The following is a 20,849-nucleotide window of genomic DNA, read 5'->3' as shown; positions in this document are numbered from 1 at the left end:
CTAGTGGGTGGCGGCGTACTGGGCGACGGTGTCGGTGCGGAACGCCTCGGCGACCTGCGCGAGTCCGTCCCAGTCGGGAAGGACGATCGACTGCCCGTCCTCCGAGGTGCCCGTCCCGAGGGTCGGTGACGTGAAGAAGGTGATGTCCTCGGAGCGCAGGCCGCGCAGGCGGAAGCCGAGGTTCGCGAGATAGCCCACGTCCATCCCGGAGTCGACCGTGACGTAGGGGGAGATGGAGGCCACCACGTTCGCGATGCGCCCGGGGTTGGTCAGCGTGTCCTTGCTGAGCATCTTCGTGATGACCCCCTTGATGAAGGCCTGCTGATTGCGGACGCGCTGGTAGTCGCCGTCGACGAAGGAGTAGCGCTCCCGCACGAAGCCGAGCGCCTGTGGTCCGTAGAGAGTGATCGGGCCGGCCGCGTAGGTGGTGCGATCCCGGGTGAACGGGACCGCGTTGTCGACGGTCACGCCGCCCAACGCGTTGGTGAGCATGGTGAAGCCCGAGAAGTCGACGATCGCGACATGGTCGATGCGCACGCCGATGAGCGACTCGACGGTCTGCACGGTCAACGGGACGCCGCCGAAGGCGAGCGCGGCGTTGATCTTGTGCTCGCCGTAGCCCGGGATCGTCACCCAGTTGTCGCGCATGATGGACATGACCTGGATGCCGCTGCTGTCGGCCGGCACGTGGACCACCATGATCGTGTCGGAACGCTGGCCTCGGATGCTGTCCAGGTCGGCTCCGACCTCGCCGCGTGTGTCAGACCCGAGGAGGAGGATGTTCTGGGCCTCGGCGAGCTTGGGCGATACGGGGCCCGGCCGCACGGACGACTTGGGAAAGGCGTCGCCCTCGGGGATCTTCGTCACCGAGTCGTTGTACGTGTTCGCGAGGGTGAGCGTGTAGACCGACAGGATCCCGACGGCGATCACGATCATGCCGAACAGCGACCAGCCCACGACCCACGGCCAACGCCGCCGGCGTCGAGGCGGTGCGGGAGACGGGTCGAGATCGATGGTCACCCCTCTATTGTCCAAGCTGTCGCTGGGGAGCCGCTGAAGTGGCGCGCCGCCGTAGAATCGCGGGCATGCGCCTGCGTCTCGACCTCGCCTACGACGGCGGGGGCTTCCGGGGCTGGGCGCGCCAGCCCGGGCTGCGCACCGTGCAGGGCACGCTCGAGGCCGCGATCGCTCGCATCCTCGGGGGCGACCCGCGCCTGGTGGTCGCGGGCCGCACCGACGCCGGCGTGCACGCGCGCGGTCAGGTCGCCCACCTCGACCTCGCCCACGGCCAGGAGCGGCGGCTCACCCAGAGCCGCAACCCCGACCCGGCCGTGCTCGCGGCGCGGCTGAACGGCGTGCTCGGCCAGTACCCCGACGTCGCCGTCCACCGCACGGGCGTCGCTCCGGACGGGTTCGACGCGCGCTTCTCGGCCACGTGGCGCCGCTACGAGTACCGCGTCGCCGATCGCGTGAGCGGCTACGACCCGCTCGAGCGGCATCGCACCACGAGCGTGCACGCGACGCTCGACGTCGCGGCGATGGATGCCGCGGCGCGCTCGCTCGTCGGGCTCCACGACTTCGCCGCGTACTGCAAGCCGCGCGAGGAGGCGACGACGATCCGGACGCTGTTGGGGTTCGACTGGCGCCGCGACGACGCCGGCATCCTGATCGCGAACGTCAAGGCCGACGCCTTCTGCCACAGCATGGTGCGCGCGCTCGTCGGCGCGTGCGTCGCCGTCGGCGAGGGGCGACTCGACGCCGAGGACGTCGCCGACATCCGCGACGCGGGCGAACGCACGAGCGACGTCAAGGTGCTCGCGGCGCGCGGGCTCACGCTCACCGAGGTCGGCTACCCCGCCGACGAGCTGCTCGCCGCGCGCGCGGAGCAGACGCGCGCGCGACGCGATCGCGAGTGAGCGCCCGCACGCGACGGAGCAGTCCTAGGCTGAGATCGCCATGAAGCTGATCTCGTACAACCTGCGCAAGCACCGGGCCATGGGCGAGCTCGAAGGGCTCGTCGAGAGGCACGGCGTCGACGTGCTGTGCCTGCAGGAGGCCGACACCGAGGACATCCCCGCGCAGATCGCGGGTCTGCGCCTGGCCGACTCGACGAGTCGCAATCGGCTGGGCCTGGCGATCTACTACCGGGCGAACACCTACACCGCGCTGGAGGTGATGTCGATGGCGCTGAAGAAGTCCATGCACGACCGCGTGCTCAAGCCGGCCGAGGAGCGGATGCTGGGCGTGCGCCTCAAGGACATCGACCATTCGCGCGAGTTCATCGTCGCGAGCTTCCACGCCGCGCCGCTGACCGCGCTGAACTCCCTGCGCCGTCATCAGATCCGCGCCGCGCTGTCGGAGCTCGCCGCGCTCGGCACGCAGCTGCCGATCCTCATGGTGGGTGACTACAACTACCCGGTGTTCAAGGAGAACCTCGGCCAGAAGGTGCGCGAGGCCGGGTTCGAGCTCAACCTGAGCGACACGCACACCTACACGCGGTACCGCTTCTTCCGGGGCCACTACGACTTCGCGACCTCGGTCGGCTTCGACGTCGACCGCATCACCACGCTGCCGCAAGGGCGGAGCGATCACCTGCCGATCCTCGTGACCGCGGAGCCGGTGTCGCCCAACGGTCGCGGGCATTAGTCACGGCCGACGACCGAGACGGCGCGGGGTGCGGCGTCCTACGCTGGAGGCACAGTCGAGCTCCCGACGAAGGGAACGGGCCATGACAGAGAAGATCGTCGTCGCACTCAACGGAGCCCCGGTGTCGGCGCGCACCGTGGAGTGGGCGCTGGAACGCGCGATCGAGCGTCGTCAGCGCATCGAGCTGGTCGGCATCGTCGGCGGGGTGGTCGGCTCCGTGGGCGAGGTCGGCATCCTCAACGACGCGCTGGAGTCGACGCAGGCGATGCTCGACGCCCACGCGGAGCGCATCCGGACGCGCGGTGTCGAGGTCGCCACGCGCGTCGACAGCGGCAACCCGGTCTCGTGGCTCGTCGCCGCCAGCGAGTCGGCGGCCCTGCTCGTGATCGGCAGCGACTACCGCGGACCCGACGCAGGTCCGGCACGCGGCACCCACGGCATCCGCATCGCGGCGGGCGCGAAGTGCCCCGTCGTCGTGGTCCCCGACATCGACCTGGGCGAGCGCTCCGGCGTGGTCGTCGGCGTGGACGGATCGGCCGTCTCGGAGCACGCGATCCGCTTCGCCGCCGCGGAGGCCGATCGCCACGGCGAGCCGCTCGTGGCCGTCGCGGTCTGGACGCCCGTGCAGGCGCCGCGCAACTCCGTGGTCGCCTACCCGGAGGAGTACCTGCGCAACCTCGAGGCGCTCACCGAGGAGGCCCTCGCGCTGTCGCTGGCCGGGCTCGCGTCGGACTATCCCGACCTGCAGATCGTCCGGCGCGCGGAGCGGGGCTTCCCCTCGGACGTCCTCACCCGCATCGCCGGGTCGGCGCGCCTCGTCGTGCTCGGCTCGCACGGCCGCGGCGCGATCGCGCGGTTCCTGCTCGGCTCGATCAGTCAAGAGGTCTTGGCGCGCCTCCCCACCGTCACGGCGATCGTCCGCTGAGCCGTCTCGGCGGGCCGGAACGGCCTTGGCCCGGGGCCCGGCGGACGGGTCCGACGGCTCGCGGTTTGGGTGTGGCATCCGGATGCCGTAAGCTAGACCCTTGGTGCCTGTCTGCTGACCCGGCACCGCGAACGTGAGCCCTCCACTGGCGTGTTCGGCGGCATCGACCGGCGAACCACCCCGGAGCGGGATTCACGAACCTCTCCGTTCGAATCAAGGAAGCAGCACTACCGTGACGCGCACTTTCACTCCCAAGGCCGGCCAGGTCCAGCGCGACTGGCTGGTCATCGACGCGACCGACGTCGTCCTCGGCCGCCTCGCCTCGCACGCCGCCGCGCTCCTGCGCGGCAAGCACAAGGCGACCTTCGCCAACCACATCGACTCCGGCGACTTCGTCGTGATCGTCAACGCCGACAAGGTGGCGCTGACCGGTCAGAAGCTCCAGCAGAAGAAGGCCTACCGCCACTCCGGCTACCCGGGCGGCCTCAGCTCCGTCACCTACTCCGAGCTGCTCGAGAAGAACCCGGTGCGCGCGGTCGAGAAGGCCGTCCGCGGCATGCTCCCCAAGAACAGCCTGGGCCGCCAGCAGCTGTCGAAGCTGAAGGTCTACGCCGGTGCCGAGCACCCGCACGCCGCTCAGCAGCCCCAGACGTACACCTTCGACCAGGTCGCCCAGTAAGCGCCGCCGAACAGACTAAGGACACCCTGATGGCGAAGATCGCAGACTCCATCGACCAGACCCTCGACAACTACTCGACCGAGACCCCGGCCACCGAGGCCGCCGCGGCGCCCCGCCCGGTGCTGTCGGTGCCCGGCGCGGCCGTCGGCCGCCGCAAGCAGGCCATCGCGCGCGTGCGCCTCGTCCCCGGCTCGGGCACGATCACGATCAACGGCCGCTCGTTCGAGGACTACTTCCCGAACAAGCTCCACCAGCAGCTGGTCACCGACCCGTTCACGGTGCTCGAGCTGACCGGCGCCTACGACGTCGTGGCCCGCATCTCCGGCGGCGGCCCCTCGGGCCAGGCCGGGGCGCTGCGCCTCGGCATCGCCCGCGCCCTCAACGAGATCGACGCGGAGAACAACCGCCCGACGCTCAAGAAGGCGGGCTTCCTCTCGCGCGACGCCCGCGTGAAGGAGCGCAAGAAGGCCGGTCTCAAGAAGGCGCGCAAGGCTCCGCAGTACTCGAAGCGCTGATGGCGCTGTTCGGGACCGATGGTGTCCGGGGGCTGGCCAACGGTCCCCTCACCGCGGAACTGGCGCTCACCCTGGCCCAGGCGACCGCTGTCGTCCTGGGCCAGGGCCGCATCGCCGAGGCGCGCAAGGCGGCCGGCAAGCGGCTCACCGCGGTCGTCGCGCGCGACCCGCGCGTGTCGGGGGAGTTCCTCTCGGCAGCCGTCGCGGCCGGCCTCGCGTCGTCCGGCGTGGACGTGCTGGATGCCGGTGTGCTGCCGACCCCGGCGACGGCCTTCCTCATCGCCGACATCGACGCCGACTTCGGCGTGATGATCTCGGCGTCCCACAACCCGGCGCCCGACAACGGCATCAAGATCTTCGCGCGCGGCGGCGTCAAGCTGCCCGACGTCGTCGAGGAGCGCATCGAGGCCGCGATGAGCGGCCCGAAGCTGCAGCCCACCGGCGGCGACGTCGGCCGGGTCCGCCGGTTCGCCGACGCCGAGGACCGCTACGTCGTGCACCTGCTCGCGTCGCTGCCGCACCGGCTCACCGGGCTGCGCGTGGTGCTGGACTGCGCCCACGGCGCGGCGTCCGGCGTCTCGCCGGAGACCTTCCGCGACGCCGGCGCGCACGTGACCGTGATCGGCGCCGACCCGGACGGCCTCAACATCAACGACGGCGTCGGCTCGACGCACCTCGAGCGCCTCGCCGCCGAGGTCATCCGCACCGGCGCCGACGTCGGCATCGCCCACGACGGCGACGCCGACCGCTGCCTCGCGATCGACGCGGACGGCAGGATGGTCGACGGCGACCAGATCATGGCGATCCTCGCCGTCGCGATGAAGTCGCGGGGTGCACTCCCCGGCGACACGCTCGTGGCGACGGTCATGAGCAACCTGGGGCTGCACCGCGCGATGGCGGCGCACGGCATCACGCTCGAGCAGACCGCGGTCGGCGACCGCTACGTCCTCGAGCGCATGAATGAGGGCCGCTTCGGCCTCGGCGGCGAGCAGAGCGGCCACGTCATCCTCAGCGAATTCGCGACGACCGGTGACGGCCTCCTGACAGGGCTGCACCTGTGCGCCGAGATGGCCCGGCAGCGCAAGACGCTCGCCGAGCTCGCCTCGATCATGACGGTGTTCCCGCAGGTGCTCGTCAACGTGCGCGGCGTCGAGCGCTCGCGCGCGACCGACGCCGACGTGCTCGCCGCGGTGAGCGCCGCCTCGGCGGCTCTCGGCGACACCGGCCGCGTGCTCCTGCGGCCGTCCGGCACCGAGCTGATGGTGCGGGTCATGGTCGAGGCCTCCGACGAGGAGACCGCCCACCGCGTCGCCGACGAGCTCGCCGCCGTCGTCCGCGGAGACGCCCCCGCCGCGTAGCCCGCGGGCCGACGGGGACGCGCCCGCCGCACGGACCGGCCCGGCGTCAGGCGACGCCGGCGAAGCGCAGCAGGTCGACCATCGTGAAGTCGTCGTTCTTGCGGGCGGGGTCGATCGTCGGCAGGAACGGCTGCCAGTCCGGATCCTGCGCCAGGTACGACGTCCCGTCGCCCTCGAGCAGTCCGAGCATGACCTCCGCCACGATGCGGGCGCCCACCGGGCCCAGCCGCTCGCCGTCCTGGAAGACGTCCGCCTCGCGCAGGACGTAGAACCACAGCGGCGTGCGGTCGTCCATGCCGTGCTGCTTCAGATCGGCGAGGTCGCCGCGGCTCAGCTCGGGCAGGTTCATCGCGCGCGCCACCCGCTGACCGGACGGCAGCGAGAACGTGAGGTGGCGCAGCAGGTTGCGCTGCGCGAGGGATGCCGGATTCCCCGGGCCCGTGGGCTTCGCCACCACCGATCCGGGCAGGGCGAACAGCGCGCTCGACAGGGTCGTGTCGATCTTCTTGTTCGGACGGGCGTTGCCGTCGCCGAAGTCGAAGAAGGTCGGCCAGTCGACGAAGCGCCGCGGCGACCGGCATCCGCCGGACAGGTCGTCGGGGTCTTCCGCGGGCGCCGCGGAGGGGGTGAAGATCATCGCGAAGAACGGTGCGGCGCCGGGGTTGCCGGTGAAGTTCGCCCGGTACGAGGGTCGGATCTGGCTGTGCCCGAACCGGTAGGCGGCGACCGAGAACTCGACCGGGATGAACGGCTCGTTGTGCCACTTGTAGTGCTTGCGGCCGTTCTGCAGCACGTCGGCGACGATGTCCTGACCGCACGTCTTGCGCAGGAAGTGGTGCACGACGATCCACTGGTAGTGCCAGCGCACGATGCGCTGCGCCTCGGCGAAGACCTCCGACGGGGCGGTGAGCTTGATCGTCTTGCGCACGTACTCGACGACGGCGTTGTGGAAGCACAGCATCGCCGTCTGCAGCTGCGAGACGATCAGGTTCTCGTCGTTGCGCGGGTCGCCGATGAGCGCGACGTTCTGGCTGTTGCGCGGGACGTCCCACTTGCCGGCCGTGCCGCACTCCTCGAGCAGCATCGTGACGCCGCCGGCGCGCTGGTCGTAGAGGTGCGACGACACGCTCGGACCCGAGCCGTAGACGTTGTCGAGGCCGAGTCCCGGCGTGCGGAAGTTCGAGATGTACTCGGGGTCGACCTGCCGTTCGAGGCTCGACGTCGGGTCGAACGTGATGTCGTGGTCGATGAACTGGCCGAGGAAGGTGTCGCCCGCCGTCATCGTCGTGCTGTTGCGGTTGGCGCCCGACAGCTTCGGGTCGACGATCAGCTCGATCGGCCCGGCTGAGAGCTTGTCCCTGGCATCCATGATCCCCTTCGGCCTGCCGATGTCGAGCAGCGCGGCGCGCACGTCGGGGGTGTCGGCGGCGAAGGGCGGCAGCGTGCCGAACATGCGCCCGAACCGGCCCGAGTCGTAGTACCTCGATCGGGGCGGGACGATGTCGTGGGGATACGAGCCGTGGCGGGTCATGATCTCTCCTTCGAGGTCGCGGTCCGCCGAGTCGGCCTGGGGTGCCGGAGTGCGGACACGGGGAGGAGTGCGCGACGGACCCGGAAAATACGTCGCCGGTCGCGGGCCCGTGCAGGTCGCATGCCGTGACGCGCGACGTGGCGCCGTCGGGCGGGCGCCGGGGTGCACTGCGGGGTCAGCGCGTCGCGCCTCCGCCCCGGCTCCGCGACGCGCCCCACAGCAGGAGCGTCGCGTAGGCCGCGATCGCGACCCCCACCAGTCCGGCGAACAGCGGCGTGGTCCAGCGGTCGGCGAGGAGGTCGTCGCGGTGCACGACGAGCGACCCCGCCATCGCCACGAGGCTCACGAGCTGCGCCTGCACGAGCACTCGGAACGCGCTCCACCGCGCATCGCGCACGAGGCCGACGCCCACGACGCCGGGAAGCGTGAGCACCGCGCCGGTGACCTGCGCGGTCAGCGGCGTGAGCGTCCACGCCCACACGCCGATCGCCGCCTGCGGCGCGATCAGCAGCACCGCCCCGGTCGCCGCCGAGGCGAGCCCGATCGTGACGAGGCCTGCGCGCACGAAGCGCGGCAGCACGATGTCGACGGACCGCGGGATGCCGGGATCCCGCGGCCTCTGGATCACCGCGAGCGCCGCGGCGACGAACGGCGTCGTCGCGTACAGGGCCATCCAGACCGCGAACGACAGGTTCGCCGAGAAGCGGTCGAGGTGGAGGAGCGTCGCGACGAGCAGCGCGCCGGCGAACACGACGACCGCCGGATACCCGTGGCGCACCTCGTGCCAACGGCTCCGCGGCACGCGCGCGAAGAACCAGATGCCGCCGACGTAGGCCGACGCGAGCACCGCCGCCGACAGCGGCGGCTCGATCGGCCACGCGAACAGCTCGCCGGTGCGCGCGGGGAACGCGAACAGGATGACGGCCGCGACCGCGAGGAACGGGACGAGCGCGATCGCCACGACCCGCGTGATCGGCAGCGTGCGGTCGTCGCCGCGGCCCCGGTCAGTCGCGGACATGCGCGAGCGCCTCGGCCACGGTGAGGCCGCGGCCCTCCTCGACCGCCGCGTCGAGCGCGTCGCCCGCGCCCGCGGCGCGCAACGCGCCGAGCGGCACCGCCGCGAACGCGTAGGCGCCCGGGTTCACGATGCCCTTGCGCCGTCGGAGCGTCTCGGCCGCTCCGAGCAGCAGGCCCGCCTCGCGGACGTCGCCGCGGCCCGCGCGGAGGCCCACGAACCCCTCCAGCCCGTACGCGACGCCCTCGTCGTGCCCGAGGGCGAGCGACAGGTCGAGGGACCGCGCGAAGTCCTCGTGGGCGCCCTCGGCGTCGCCGGCGAAGAGCCGGGCCCAGCCGCGGTGGTTCTGCGCGATCACGATCCCGAGCCGCTCGCCCTGCGCCGACGCGAGCGACAGGCTCTCCTCGAACCGGTCGCGTGCGGCGCCGAGGTCGCTCGACAGCATCGCGATCCGCCCGAGCATCACGAGCGCCATCGCCTGGCCCCATGCGTCGCCGATCTCGCGGAAGCCGGCGAGGCTCCGCTCGAGCGTCTCGACGGCCCGGCGGATGCCGTCGGGCACCGCGGGATCGCGCGGTGCCCGGGCCTCGGCGGTCGCGGTCGCGGCATCCATTCCCTCCTCGGCATACGATTCGACCAGCGTGGCGCTCGATCGGGCGAGGAGGGCGAGGCCGACCGAGACCCCCGCGAGCGCGGCGCCGAACGTGTCGCCGACGCCCGCGAACAGGTCGCGGCTCTCGACCAGCTGCGGCACCGGATCGAACGAGGGGTCCTGCCAGAAGCGGTTCGCGTTGACGTAGTACAGCGCTATCGCGCGCGTGCGGGGGGCCGGCGCGATGCGCTCGCGCGCGGCGAGCTCGAGCAGCTCGGTCATCCATCCGGGCACGGCACCGAGGTAGCCGCCGATCCAGAGGTAGAGGTACAGCGACCACACGTACTCGCCGGCCTCGTCGAGCTCGCGGCGGTCCAGGAGCGCCCGCCCGACGCCCAGGAGGTTCTCCGCCTCGACCTCGAGCGCCGCCAGCCACTCGAGCTGGTCGGGCCCGCGCAGGCCGCGTGCGGCGTCGTGCGCGACGCGACGGTAGTGCGCGATCCAGGCGCGGTCGGCGCGCTCGCGGTCGGACTCGGAGCCGAGCCCCGCCGCGTACGCGCGCACGATCGACAGCAGCCGGAAGCGGGCCGTGCCGTGCCGGTCGGCGCGCCCGAGGAGGCTCGCGTCGACGAGCGCCTCGATCGCCGCGAGCGGATCGGCGACGCCGACGGCGCCGAGGACGCTCTCGGCCGAGTCGAGCACGAACGACCCGGTGAACGACGCGAGGGCGCCCAGGGCCGTGCGCGCGGGGTCGTCGAGCAGGGCGACGCTCCACTCGAGCGTCGCGCGCAGGGTGCGCTGGCGCTCCGGCAGGTCGCGCGCGCCGCTGACCAGCAGCGTCAGGGCGGAGTCGAGGCGCTCGAGGATCTGCGCGCACGACAGCGAGCGCACGCGCGACGCGGCGAGCTCCAGCGCGAGCGGCACGCCGTCGAGCGCCCGGCAGATGGCCACGACGTCGGGCAGGTTCCGCGCGGTGAGCCGGAACCCGGGCCGCACGGCCACGGCGCGCTGCACGAACAGCACGACGGCAGGGGCCGTGGCATCCGTCGCCTTCGTCTCCGGCAGTCCGAGCGGGCCGACCTCGACGATGCGCTCGGCGCGCAGGCGCAGCGGAGACCGGCTCGTGACGAGCAGCTGCAGTCGCGTCGTCCGCGTGATCAGGCGCACGAGCAGGTCGGCGGCACCGAGCACGTGCTCCATGTTGTCGACGACGAGCAGGATGCCGCGATCCCCGACGCCCGCGACGACGGCGTCCTCGAGCGAGCCCCGACCCGCGGCGTCCTGCACGCCGAGCGCGCGGGCGATGGTCGGGAGCACCTGCCCGGGCGTGGTCAGAGACTCCAGCAGCGCGAAGGCGACCTCGCGGCCGTCGCGCGCGGCATCCTCGGCCGCCTCGATCGCGAGCCGCGACTTGCCGATGCCGCCGGTGCCGGTGAGCGTCACCAGCCGCACCTCGGCCCGGTTCAGGAGCTCCCGCACGGCCGCGCGCTCGCTCTCGCGCCCCACGAGCGCGTTGTACGGCGCCGGGATCTCCGACTCGGGGTGCGAGGCGGCGTCGCGCGTGCCGTCGAAGCGCTCGGCGAGCAGGGTCGCGATGTCGTCGGCGAGGAGGGCCGCCAGCTCGTCGGCGTCGCCGAACGACTTGTACGAGCTCCGGTCGTCGGCGCGGATGCGGTCCAGGAGGGCGTCGAGCCGCGCCTCGCGCGCCGGCGCCGGCGCCTTGACGTAGATGAGGGCCGGCAGCGCGCCGGAGAGGCGGTACTCGTCCTCCAGCCCCGAGACCTCCTCGCCCGGGGCGACCCATCCGTAGCTCTCGCCGTAGATGCCGACGAACACGTCGCTCTGCGCGAGGTACGACCGGTACAGCTCGCGCGGCGGATGGGGCCGGGCGCCCAGCTCGAACATGACCGGGGCGAGTCGGAGCCCCTCGATCACGGCGCGCGCCGCGCGGCGCTCCGGCTCGAGCTCTCGGAGCGTCGAGCTGACGAAGACACGGAGGCGCTGGTCGGGTGTGCGGATCGGCGCGGAGCGCGCGGCCATGAGGGAATCATCGACCAGCGCGAGGCCCTCCGTCTACCCTCCCGCCGGACGCGGCGCGCGGGCCGCCGCCGCGCGGCGGTTCGTCGGAGCGATGCGCCGGGATGCTCCGACATCGCGCCGATCTCCGACGTCGCGCCGCGCGGACAGAGGCGCGGGGCGAGGACGGATGCCGGGGGCTCGCGCGCCGGCATCCCGCCGCCAGCCGATACGATGGGCGCGATGTCACCCGTCGACGACGCCGTGCCGGTCGACTCGCTGTACCGCGAGATCGACCGCGACGTGTGGGCGCGGCTGGCCGCGGGGGAGCGGCAGCCGCTCACCGAGACCGAGATCGTGCAGCTGCGGGGGCTCGGCGACCGCCTCGACCTCGCCGAGGTGCGCGAGGTCTACCTGCCGCTGAGCCGGCTGCTCTCGCTGTACGCGGGCGCGACGAAGGGCCTCGGCGCCGACACGGCCGACTTCCTCGGCGAGACCGACTCGACGACGCCGTTCGTCGTCGCCGTCGCCGGATCGGTCGCGGTGGGCAAGTCCACGATCGCGCGGCTGCTGCGCGAGCTGATGAGCAGGTGGCCGGGCACGCCGCGGGTCGAGATCGTGACGACGGACGGGTTCCTCCACCCGAACGCCGAGCTGGAGCGACGCGGCCTGATGGACCGCAAGGGCTTCCCCGAGTCCTACGACCGCCGCGCGCTCGTGCAGTTCCTCACCGAGGTCAAGAGCGGCGCGCCCGAGGCGCGCGCCCCGTTCTACTCGCACGTGCGCTACGACATCGTGCCGGACGCGTACGTGACCGTGCGGCGGCCCGACGTCGTGATCGTCGAGGGGCTCAATGTGCTCACCCCGCCGCCGTCGCCGAACGAGGTCGCCGTGAGCGATCTGTTCGACTTCTCCGTCTACGTCGACGCCGACGTCCGCCACATCGAGTCGTGGTTCGTGAACCGCTTCCTCGCGCTCCGCAACGGCGCCTTCAGCAATCCGAACTCGTTCTTCAACGTGTTCGCGGGGCTCTCCGACGACGAGGCGGTGCGCACCGCGCTCGGATACTGGAACGACATCAACCTGCCGAACCTGCGCGAGAACGTCGAGCCGACCCGCCACCGCGCGACCCTCGTCCTCCGCAAGGCCGCCGACCACGCCGTCGAGACGGTGCAGCTGCGCAAGCTCTGACATCCGGCATCCCCGGCCCGCCGCGCGCCCGTTGAGCCTTCTCGCAACCGCGCGGCCATACGATTGACCGCATGTGTGGAATCGTGGGGTACGTCGGGCCGCGCCCGAGCCAGAGCATCCTCCTCTCGGGCCTGTCGCGACTGGAGTACCGGGGGTACGACTCGGCCGGCATCGCCGTCATCGACGCCGACGGCGCGCTCGGCATGCGCAAGCGCGCCGGCAAGCTCGCCGTGCTGCGCGACGACCTCGCCGCGCACGCGCTCGCCGACGGCACGACCGGCATCGGCCACACGCGCTGGGCGACCCACGGCGGACCCACCGACGCCAACGCGCACCCGCACCTCGCCGACGACGACCGGCTCGCGGTCATCCACAACGGCATCATCGAGAACTTCGCCGAGCTGAAGGCCGAGCTCCTCGCCGAGGGCTACGCGTTCCGCAGCGAGACCGACACCGAGGTCGCCGCGGTGCTGCTGGGCCGCGAGTACCGGGCGTCCGGCGACCTCGTCGCCGCCTTCCGCACGGTCGTCGCACGCCTCGAGGGGGCTTTCACGCTGCTCGCCATGCACCAGGACGCGCCCGGCCTCGTCGTCGGCGCGCGCCGCAACTCGCCGCTCGTGATCGGGCTCGGCGAGGGCGAGAACTTCCTCGGCTCCGACGTCGCCGCGTTCGTCGAGCACACCCGCAACGCGCTCGCGATCGGGCAGGACGAGATCGTCGCGATCACCCCCGAGGGCGTGTCGGTCACGGACTTCGACGGCGAGCCCGTCGAGGTCGAGCCGTTCGAGGTCGTGTGGGACGCCGCCGCCGCCGAGAAGGGCGGCTGGCCGTCGTTCATGGCCAAGGAGGTCTCGGAGGAGCCCGACGCCGTCGCCAACACGATCCGCGGTCGCGTGCGCGACGGCGCCGTCGTGATCCCCGAGCTCGAGGGCCTCGACGAGCTGTTCCAGGGCATCGACCGCATCGTCGTGATCGCGTGCGGCACCGCCGCCTACGCCGGTCAGGTCGGCAAGTACGCGCTCGAGCAGTGGACGCGCATCCCCGTCGACGTCGAGCTCGCGCACGAGTTCCGCTACCGCGATCCGGTGCTGAGCCCGCGCACGCTGGTCGTGTCGATCAGCCAGTCCGGCGAGACGATGGACACGCTCATGGCCGTCAAGTACGCGCGCGAGCGCGGCGCCAAGACGGTCTCGATCTGCAACACGCAGGGCGCGACGATCCCGCGCGAGTCGGATGCCATCGTCTACACGCACGCCGGCCCCGAGGTCGCCGTCGCATCGACCAAGGCCTTCGTCGCCCAGATCACGGCGCTGTACCTCCTCGCGCTGCACGTCGGCCGGCTGCGCGGATCGATCGACCCCGCGGTCGCGGCCGAGCAGGTGCACGAGCTCGAGGCCGTGCCGGCCAAGATCGCCCGCGTGCTCGAGAAGGAGCAGGCCCACGTCGAGCAGTTCGCGCGCTGGATGGCCGACACGCACTCGGTGCTGTTCCTCGGCCGCCACGTCGGGTACCCGATCGCGCTGGAGGGCGCGCTCAAGCTCAAGGAGATCTCCTACATCCACGCCGAGGGCTTCGCGGCGGGCGAGCTCAAGCACGGCCCGATCGCGCTCATCGAGCCGGGTCAGCCGGTGTTCGTGATCGTGCCGTCGCCGCGCGAGTCGGCCGAGCTGCACAAGAAGGTCGTCTCGAACATCCAGGAGATCCGCGCGCGCGGCGCCCGGGTCATCGCGGTGGCCGAGGAGGGCGACGTCGCCGTGCTGCCGTTCGCCGACGAGGTGCTGCGCATCCCGCTCGCGGCGCCCTTCTTCGAGCCGCTGCTGGCGGTCGTGCCGCTGCACATCTTCGCGATGGGCCTGGCCACGGCCAAGGGCCTCGACGTCGACCAGCCCCGCAACCTCGCGAAGTCCGTCACGGTCGAGTAGCGCGCCGCGCGGCTAGGCTGACGGATGCCGCGACCGCGGCGAGAGGGAGGCCTGGAGTGATCGTGGGCATCGGCGTCGACCTCGTCGACATCCCCCGCTTCGAGCGATCGATCGCGCGGACGCCGGCGCTGTTGACGCGCCTGTTCTCACCCGCCGAGCGGGTTCTCAAGCCGCACTCGCTCGCCGCCCGGTACGCCGCGAAGGAGGCGCTCATCAAGACGCTCGGCGGCTCGGAGGGCGTCCACTGGACCGACATCGAGATCGCCTCCGAGCCCTCCGGCAAGCCGGTGTTCGCGCTCACCGGGTCGACCGCCGAGGTGGTGGCGGCGCGCGGCATCACGAGCCTGCACCTCTCTCTCACGCACGACGCGGGACTCGCCGCCGCGTACGTCATCGCCGAGGCGTCCGGACCCGCTCCGGCGCCGGCGCCGAGCGCTCCGGAGTCGGGCGGCGAGAGCGGCGGCATCGCCGGGGACGCCGCATGAGCGCGCTGCCCCCCGGCGTGATGCGCGAGGCGCTCGTCGACGTCGGCGCCATCGCCACGAACGTGCGCCACCTGCGCCGGCTCACCGCCGCCGAGGTCATCGCCGTCGTGAAGGCCGACGGCTACGGCCACGGCGCGGTCCGGTCGGCGCAGGCCGCGCTCGAGGGCGGCGCCGCACGCATCGGGGTCGCCGACATCGACGAGGCCCTCGCCCTCCGCCGGGCCGGCATCGACGCGCCGCTCGTCGCCTGGCTGCACGCCCCGGGCGCCTCGTTCGCCGAGGCCGCCGCGCACGGCATCGAGCTCGGCGTCTCGAGCTTCGACCAGCTGCTCGCGGCGGCGGCCGCGGCATCGGTCGACCGGCCGGTGCGCGTGCACCTGAAGGCCGAGACGGGGCTCGGGCGCAACGGCATCCCGCCCCAGGACTACGGCGTCGTGTTCGCCGAGGCCGCGCGGCTCGAGCGGATCGGCAAGCTCGACGTCGTCGGGATCTTCAGCCACCTCTCCAACACGAGCGAGGCCGACGACCGCGCCGCGCTCGCCCGGTTCCACGACGCCCTCGGCGTGGCGGCGTCGCACGGGCTCGCGCCCCGGCTCCGGCACCTCGCCGCCTCGCACGCGGCCATCGCGCTGCCCGACGCGCGACTCGGATGCGTGCGCCTCGGCATCTCGATCTACGGGCTGTCGCCGTTCGCCGATCGCACCTCGGCCGAGCTGGGGCTGCAGCCGGCGATGACGCTGCGCGCGGCCGTCGCCGCGGTGCGCCGCGTGCCTGAGGGGCAAGGGGTCTCGTACGACTACCTGCACCGCGCGGCGACCGAGACCACGCTCGCGCTCGTGCCGCTCGGCTACGCCGACGGGGTGCCGCGGCAGGCGTCGGGAGCAGGCCCCGTGCGGATCGGGGGCCGCGACTTCCGTGTCGCCGGTCGCGTCGCGATGGACCAGTTCGTGGTCGACGTCGGCGACCACCCGGTCGCCGTGGGCGACGAGGCCGTGCTGTTCGGCGACCCGACCCTCGAGCAGCCCGCCGTCGAGGGGTGGGCCGACGCAGCCGGCACGATCAACTACGAGATCGTCACGCGCATCGGGCCTCGTGTGCCGCGGCGGACGGTGTCGCGGTGAGCGGGGAGGGCGCGTGCGCGGTCGGGCACGCGAGTCATGCGTCCTGAACGAAGGCGGGATCGTCCGATCCGGGCCCGTGAGGGGTCCACGGGCGAAGCCGGCGTGCGTTCGGGACGCAAAGGTCCCGATCGCGGACGCGGGAGATCGATGGGAAGGGCCGAATGGGTGAGGCGGGCGACGTGAGCGGACCGGACGCCCTCGTCGGACGGCGCACGCTCGACGCGCCGGCCGACATGGAGGCCTTCGGGCGCGAGCTCGGGGCGCGGCTGCGCGCGGGCGACCTCGTCGTGCTGACCGGCCCGCTCGGCGCGGGCAAGACGACCCTGACCCGGGGCATCGCGGCCGGACTCGGCGTGCGCGGACCCGTGCAGAGCCCGACGTTCGTGATCGCGCGCACGCATCCGTCGCTCGTGGGTGGTCCCGCGCTCATCCACGTCGACGCGTACCGCCTGGGATCGGCCGCCGAGCTCGACGACCTCGACCTCGACCTGGACCACGCCGTCGTGATCGTGGAATGGGGTCGCGGCATGGTGGACGGACTGCGCGACGAGTGGTGGGAGGTCGAGCTCGACCGCCCGGGCGCCACGCCCTCCGCCGACGAGGCAGAGCTGGATGCGGACGCTCCCCGTGTGGCGACGGTGACACGGCGCCCGTAGGTCGCGGAGCGCACGGTCCGCGAGCGTGTCAACATTTATTTGACATGGCCGCCTTGTCAACTTAAAGTTGACACATGATCGACTTCACGTTCTACGCAATCGCCGAGGAGCGGCCCGGCGCCCGTTGGCAGGCCCTGTTCGACGCGGTGTGGCCGGCATATCGCGCCTGGTATCTGCGCGACGGAGACGCCGCGCGACCGGATCTCGCCACGGCAGAGGCGAGACTGCGTCGCCACATGCCGGAGCTCGTCCCGACGTGGCAGCGGCTCGTCGAGCTCGCCGGGGGAGACGAGGTGGCGGCGCGCATGCTGACGCTCTGGAACCCGCCGCGGTTCCTGCCCGGATGCTCGCAGGTCGCACTGAGCTCGCCCGAGCCGGCGCTGCTGCGCAACTACGACTACGGGCTGGAGCTGTTCGAGCAGGTGCACAGCTCCACCAGGTACGAGGAGCGCCGCGTGATCGGCACGTCGGACTGCCTGTGGGGGCTGCTGGACGGCATGAACGACGACGGGCTCGCGGTCTCGCTCGCCTTCGGCGGCCGCCCAGGCTCGGGCGACGGCTTCGCCGCACCGCTGGTCGTGCGCTACCTGCTCGAGGTTGCCGGCGACGTCGCCGAGGCCGTCCGGCGGCTGGAGACGATCCCCGTCTCGATGTACTACAACCTGACCATGGTCGACGCGAGCGGGTCCGCCGTGACCGCGTACGTCGGCCCGGACATGCGCCCCGAGGTGTCGTACGACCCCGTCGCCACGAACCATCGCGGCCGCACGCCCGAGTTCCCCGACCACGCCCGGCGCTTCCGCAGCGTCGAGCGGCAGGACCTCCTGACCTCGGCCGTGGAGCGGGGCGCCGGGGTGGAGGAGGCGGCGCAGGCCATGCTGGGCCCGGGCGTGCTCAGTCACGACTACGACAACGCGTTCGGCACTCTATACACTGCGGTCTACCGGCCTCTCCGCGGCGAGGTCGAGTATCGCTGGCCCGGTCGCAGCTGGGTCCGAGACCTGACCTCGACCGAGGAGACGATCACCGTGACGCTCGATGACGCCCCCGATGCCCCAGGCGGAGCCGGTTTGGCCGGCTTCGCCGCCGCCGACGGAGAGGATGCCGGAGCCGGCGCTCCCGTCGCGCCGCCGGTGGACGCGACCGTGTGGGCCGGTGCCTGGGCGACCGGGGCGTGGGATGGCGGCGCGGACCCGTCGGCGGGCGCTCCGGAGGCCGGCGTCGCCGCCCTCCAGGCCGCCGCGCGGGAGGCCGTGAACGGGCTCGCGCACTCGCCCGACCCGGCCGCGTTCTCGGCCCTGCTCGCGCTGTCGGCCGAGGTCGGCGAGGCGCTCGGGGTGAGCGCCCGCCTGCTCGCCCAGCACAACTCGTGGGCGCGCGTCGCCGAGCTCGCCGACGTCAGCAGGCAGGCCGCCTGGCACCGCTGGCGCTGAGCCGCCGGCTCACCGGACCCCGATCCGGGATCCTCGGGCTCTGCCCCGGCATCCGTCGGGGCAGAGCCTCGCCGGTTGGCGGGGGCTCGCGCGCGGGCGCACTCGCGGTGGTCGGGGCGAAGGGATCCGAGAGCGGCCCTCGCTGCCCGCGGCTACCCTGGGATGCGTGATCCTCGGCATCGACACCTCGATCGGCACCGCCGTCGCGGTCGTCGACCTCGACGGCACCGTGCGCGCCGAGGCGACGAGCGCCGATCCGCGGGGTCACGCCGAGGTGATCGGCGACCTCATCGCCCGCGCGCTGACCGAGGCCGGGGCCGCCTCCGCCGACATCACGCACGTCGCGGCAGGCATGGGCCCGGGCCCCTTCACGGGTCTGCGCGTCGGCATCGCCGCGGCGCGCGCGTTCGCGATCGGTCGCGGCATCCCCGTCGTCCCGATCGTCAGCCACGACGCCGCGGCCCTCGCGGCCGCGGCGCATGACCGCACCCAAGACTCCTCCGCGAAGGGCGACACCGCCGTCCCGGCCGGCGGCCAGACACCGTCCGACGCCGCGCCGTTCGTCGTCGTGACCGACGCCCGCCGGCGCGAGGTCGCGTACTCCGTGTACGCGCCGGGCCCGTGGCCCGTGCGGATCGAGGGCCCGGCGCTCGCCGCCAAGGGCACCGAGGTCGCGATCGAGAGCGTCGAGCTCGACGCCGAGGGCCTCGCGCTCGACGACGAGGCGCTCACGACGTCGATCAGCGCCGCCGACCTGGCCCGCATCGCCGCGCGGCGCATCGCCACGGGGGAGTCGGATGCCACGGCATCCGCGCCCGTCTACCTGCGGGCGCCGGACGTGAGCGTCCCGGCCGCGCGGAAGCGGGTCGGCGCATGAGGCTGCGGGCGGCCACCGGCGACGACCTCGCCGCGATCATCGCGCTGGAGCGGGCGTCGTTCCCCACCGACGCGTGGAGCGAGCAGATGATGTGCGAGGAGCTGGCGTCGCCGCACTCGCACTACCTCGTCGCGGAGGAGGCCGGACGGCTCGTCGGGTACGGCGGCGTGCGCGTGCCGCGCGGGGCGGCGGATGCCGACATCCAGACCATCGCGATCGCCGAGGCCGCGCGCGGTCGCGGTCACGGGCGCACGCTGCTCGCGGAGCTGCTCGCCGCCGCCCGCGCGCGCGGCGCCCGCGAGGTGTTCCTCGAGGTGCGCGCCGACAACCCGGTCGCGCAGCGCCTCTACGAGTCCGAGGGCTTCGTCGAGCTCGCCCGCCGGCCGCGGTACTACCAGCCCGACGACGTCGACGCCGTCGTCATGAAGCTGAACCTGGCGACCTGGCGCGGGGCATCCGCCGCCCCGTTCGATGCGGGGCGGTGCTCATGAGCGGTACGGTGCACGACGTTCGCAGAACCCGACGAACTTCGCACGATTCGGCGGGAATCCTGCGAGGTTCGCGCGATTCCGCGAACCTCGTGGAGCGGACGCAGGGGTCGGGCGCATGAACCGCGATCAGCCCCTCGTGCTCGGGATCGAGACCAGCTGCGACGAGACCGGCATCGGCATCGTGCGCGGTCGCACGCTCCTGAGCAACACGATCGCCTCGTCGATGGAGGAGCACGCCCGCTACGGCGGCGTCGTGCCCGAGGTCGCCGCGCGTGCTCACCTCGAGGCGCTGCAGCCGGCGATCGAGCGGGCGCTCGCCGAGGCATCCGTCACGCTCGACGAGCTCGACGCGGTCGCCGTGACGAGCGGACCGGGACTCGCCGGGGCGCTCATGGTCGGCGTCGGCGCCGCGAAGGCGCTCGCGGTGTCGCTCGGCGTGCCGCTCTACGCGGTCAACCACCTCGTCGGGCACATCGCGGCCGACCTCCTCACCGGCGACGAGGTCGAGTACCCGACCGTGGCGCTCCTGGTCAGCGGAGGGCACACGTCGCTCCTCCTCGTCCGCGACCTCGTGTCGGACGTCGAGCTGCTCGGCGAGACGATGGACGACGCCGCCGGCGAGGCGTTCGACAAGATCGCCCGCATCCTGGGGCTGCCCTATCCGGGCGGTCCCGAGATCGACCGCGCCGCCGCGACCGGAGACCCGGCCGCGATCCGCTTCCCGCGCGGGCTCTCGCGCGCCTCCGACATGGCCGAGCACCGGTACGACTTCTCGTTCTCGGGGCTGAAGACCGCCGTCGCCCGCTGGGTCGAGCAGCGCGAGGCGGCCGGGGATGCCGTCGCGGTCGCGGATGTCGCGGCGTCGTTCCGCGAGGCCGTCGTCGACGTGCTCGTGACGAAGGCGCTCGACGCGTGCGCGCGGCTGGACGTGCCGCGGCTGCTGCTCGGCGGCGGAGTGATCGCGAACCGCAGGCTCCGCGACGTCGCGCGCGAGCGCGCCGCCGCCGCGGGCGTCGCGGTGCGCATCCCGCCGCTGTCGCTGTGCACCGACAACGGCGCGATGATCGCGGCGCTCGCCGCGCAGCTCATCATGGCGGGGCGCCCGCCGTCGACGCTGGCGTTCGGCGCCGACTCGACGCTGCCGGTCACCGACATCCAGGTGATGGCATGAGCGCCGCCGAGGATCCCGAGGTGCCGGCGACGGATGCCGTCGCGCCGAGGACGGGTGCCGTCGACGCCCGGGCGGGCGCCGTCGGTCCGCCTGTCGGCCGTCGCGCGGATCGCGCCGTCGATGGTGCCGGCGACGTCGCGGACGCGAACCCGACCGACGGGGCCGCGGACACGCGAGCTCCCGGCGGGCGTGCGAGCGCGCCGGACACCGAGGCGGATCCGGATG

The 20,849-nt window shown here is 73.0% G+C and carries 20 protein-coding genes; 16 read left to right on the top strand and 4 right to left on the bottom strand.

Annotated features, from left to right (window positions below; translation table 11 throughout):
- Positions 1–1,020 (bottom strand): LCP family protein, encoded by a 1,020-nt coding sequence (locus tag WML84_RS04830; RefSeq protein WP_347345010.1) that lies wholly within the window; start codon positions 1,018–1,020, stop codon positions 1–3.
- 65 nt (positions 1,021–1,085) lie between these two features.
- Here WML84_RS04830 and truA point away from each other — a divergent pair, with 65 nt between their 5' ends.
- The 6 genes from truA to glmM all read left to right on the top strand — a co-directional run bounded on the left by truA (position 1,086) and on the right by glmM (position 6,123).
- The gene (gene truA, locus WML84_RS04825; RefSeq protein ID WP_347345009.1) at positions 1,086–1,916 is read left to right on the top strand and encodes a tRNA pseudouridine(38-40) synthase TruA; all 831 of its coding nucleotides are present in this window, start codon (positions 1,086–1,088) and stop codon (positions 1,914–1,916) included.
- Between the two features lie 40 nt (positions 1,917–1,956).
- Positions 1,957–2,646, top strand: coding sequence for an endonuclease/exonuclease/phosphatase family protein (locus tag WML84_RS04820; protein WP_347345008.1), 690 nt, complete (start codon positions 1,957–1,959; stop codon positions 2,644–2,646).
- 82 nt (positions 2,647–2,728) lie between these two features.
- Positions 2,729–3,571: a universal stress protein gene (locus tag WML84_RS04815; RefSeq protein WP_347345007.1), complete on the top strand. Its 843-nt coding sequence runs from the start codon at positions 2,729–2,731 to the stop codon at positions 3,569–3,571.
- 232 nt (positions 3,572–3,803) lie between these two features.
- A complete protein-coding gene (gene rplM, locus WML84_RS04810) occupies positions 3,804–4,250 on the top strand; it encodes a 50S ribosomal protein L13 (protein ID WP_347345006.1) in 447 nt (148 codons plus the stop codon).
- A gap of 29 nt (positions 4,251–4,279) precedes the next feature.
- Positions 4,280–4,765: a 30S ribosomal protein S9 gene (gene rpsI / locus WML84_RS04805; protein ID WP_347345005.1), complete on the top strand. Its 486-nt coding sequence runs from the start codon at positions 4,280–4,282 to the stop codon at positions 4,763–4,765.
- Positions 4,765–6,123: a phosphoglucosamine mutase gene (gene glmM, locus WML84_RS04800; RefSeq protein WP_347345004.1), complete on the top strand. Its 1,359-nt coding sequence runs from the start codon at positions 4,765–4,767 to the stop codon at positions 6,121–6,123. Before rpsI ends, glmM begins: the two co-directional genes overlap by 1 nt.
- A gap of 46 nt (positions 6,124–6,169) precedes the next feature.
- Here the strand turns inward: glmM and WML84_RS04795 are convergent, their stop codons facing one another.
- From WML84_RS04795 to WML84_RS04785, 3 genes are all read right to left on the bottom strand, one after another.
- Complete coding sequence (locus tag WML84_RS04795; protein ID WP_347345003.1) at positions 6,170–7,654, bottom strand: heme peroxidase family protein; 1,485 nt, start codon at positions 7,652–7,654, stop codon at positions 6,170–6,172.
- Positions 7,655–7,829: 175 nt separating this feature from the next.
- Complete coding sequence (locus WML84_RS04790; RefSeq protein ID WP_347345002.1) at positions 7,830–8,672, bottom strand: hypothetical protein; 843 nt, start codon at positions 8,670–8,672, stop codon at positions 7,830–7,832.
- Positions 8,659–11,301: a DUF4062 domain-containing protein gene (locus tag WML84_RS04785; protein ID WP_347345001.1), complete on the bottom strand. Its 2,643-nt coding sequence runs from the start codon at positions 11,299–11,301 to the stop codon at positions 8,659–8,661. Before WML84_RS04785 ends, WML84_RS04790 begins: the two co-directional genes overlap by 14 nt.
- 210 nt (positions 11,302–11,511) lie before the next feature.
- Between WML84_RS04785 and coaA the strand changes: the two genes are divergently transcribed.
- From coaA to WML84_RS04735, 10 genes are all read left to right on the top strand, one after another.
- Positions 11,512–12,468: a type I pantothenate kinase gene (coaA, locus tag WML84_RS04780; RefSeq protein ID WP_347345000.1), complete on the top strand. Its 957-nt coding sequence runs from the start codon at positions 11,512–11,514 to the stop codon at positions 12,466–12,468.
- A 71-nt stretch (positions 12,469–12,539) separates the two neighbouring features.
- A complete protein-coding gene (glmS, locus tag WML84_RS04775) occupies positions 12,540–14,390 on the top strand; it encodes a glutamine--fructose-6-phosphate transaminase (isomerizing) (protein WP_347344999.1) in 1,851 nt (616 codons plus the stop codon).
- 56 nt (positions 14,391–14,446) lie between these two features.
- Positions 14,447–14,875, top strand: coding sequence for a holo-ACP synthase (locus tag WML84_RS04770; protein ID WP_347344998.1), 429 nt, complete (start codon positions 14,447–14,449; stop codon positions 14,873–14,875).
- The gene (gene alr, locus WML84_RS04765) at positions 14,872–15,996 is read left to right on the top strand and encodes an alanine racemase (protein ID WP_347344997.1); all 1,125 of its coding nucleotides are present in this window, start codon (positions 14,872–14,874) and stop codon (positions 15,994–15,996) included. Before WML84_RS04770 ends, alr begins: the two co-directional genes overlap by 4 nt.
- A gap of 179 nt (positions 15,997–16,175) precedes the next feature.
- The gene (gene tsaE / locus WML84_RS04760) at positions 16,176–16,652 is read left to right on the top strand and encodes a tRNA (adenosine(37)-N6)-threonylcarbamoyltransferase complex ATPase subunit type 1 TsaE (RefSeq protein ID WP_347344996.1); all 477 of its coding nucleotides are present in this window, start codon (positions 16,176–16,178) and stop codon (positions 16,650–16,652) included.
- Positions 16,653–16,726: 74 nt separating this feature from the next.
- The gene (locus WML84_RS04755; protein WP_347344995.1) at positions 16,727–18,085 is read left to right on the top strand and encodes a C45 family peptidase; all 1,359 of its coding nucleotides are present in this window, start codon (positions 16,727–16,729) and stop codon (positions 18,083–18,085) included.
- A gap of 166 nt (positions 18,086–18,251) precedes the next feature.
- Positions 18,252–18,962: a tRNA (adenosine(37)-N6)-threonylcarbamoyltransferase complex dimerization subunit type 1 TsaB gene (tsaB, locus tag WML84_RS04750; protein ID WP_347344994.1), complete on the top strand. Its 711-nt coding sequence runs from the start codon at positions 18,252–18,254 to the stop codon at positions 18,960–18,962.
- Positions 18,959–19,453, top strand: coding sequence for a ribosomal protein S18-alanine N-acetyltransferase (gene rimI, locus WML84_RS04745; RefSeq protein WP_347344993.1), 495 nt, complete (start codon positions 18,959–18,961; stop codon positions 19,451–19,453). Before tsaB ends, rimI begins: the two co-directional genes overlap by 4 nt.
- Before the next feature lie 115 nt (positions 19,454–19,568).
- Positions 19,569–20,624: a tRNA (adenosine(37)-N6)-threonylcarbamoyltransferase complex transferase subunit TsaD gene (gene tsaD / locus WML84_RS04740; RefSeq protein ID WP_347344992.1), complete on the top strand. Its 1,056-nt coding sequence runs from the start codon at positions 19,569–19,571 to the stop codon at positions 20,622–20,624.
- Positions 20,621–20,849: hypothetical protein (locus WML84_RS04735; protein ID WP_347344991.1), on the top strand; the 229-nt coding region annotated here is incomplete at its 3' end. The genes tsaD and WML84_RS04735, both read left to right, overlap by 4 nt.

The sequence above is a fragment of the Microbacterium sp. genome (assembly GCF_039812165.1).
Lineage (GTDB): Bacteria > Actinomycetota > Actinomycetes > Actinomycetales > Microbacteriaceae > Microbacterium.
This window is presented reverse-complemented; position numbering and strand designations above follow the sequence as displayed.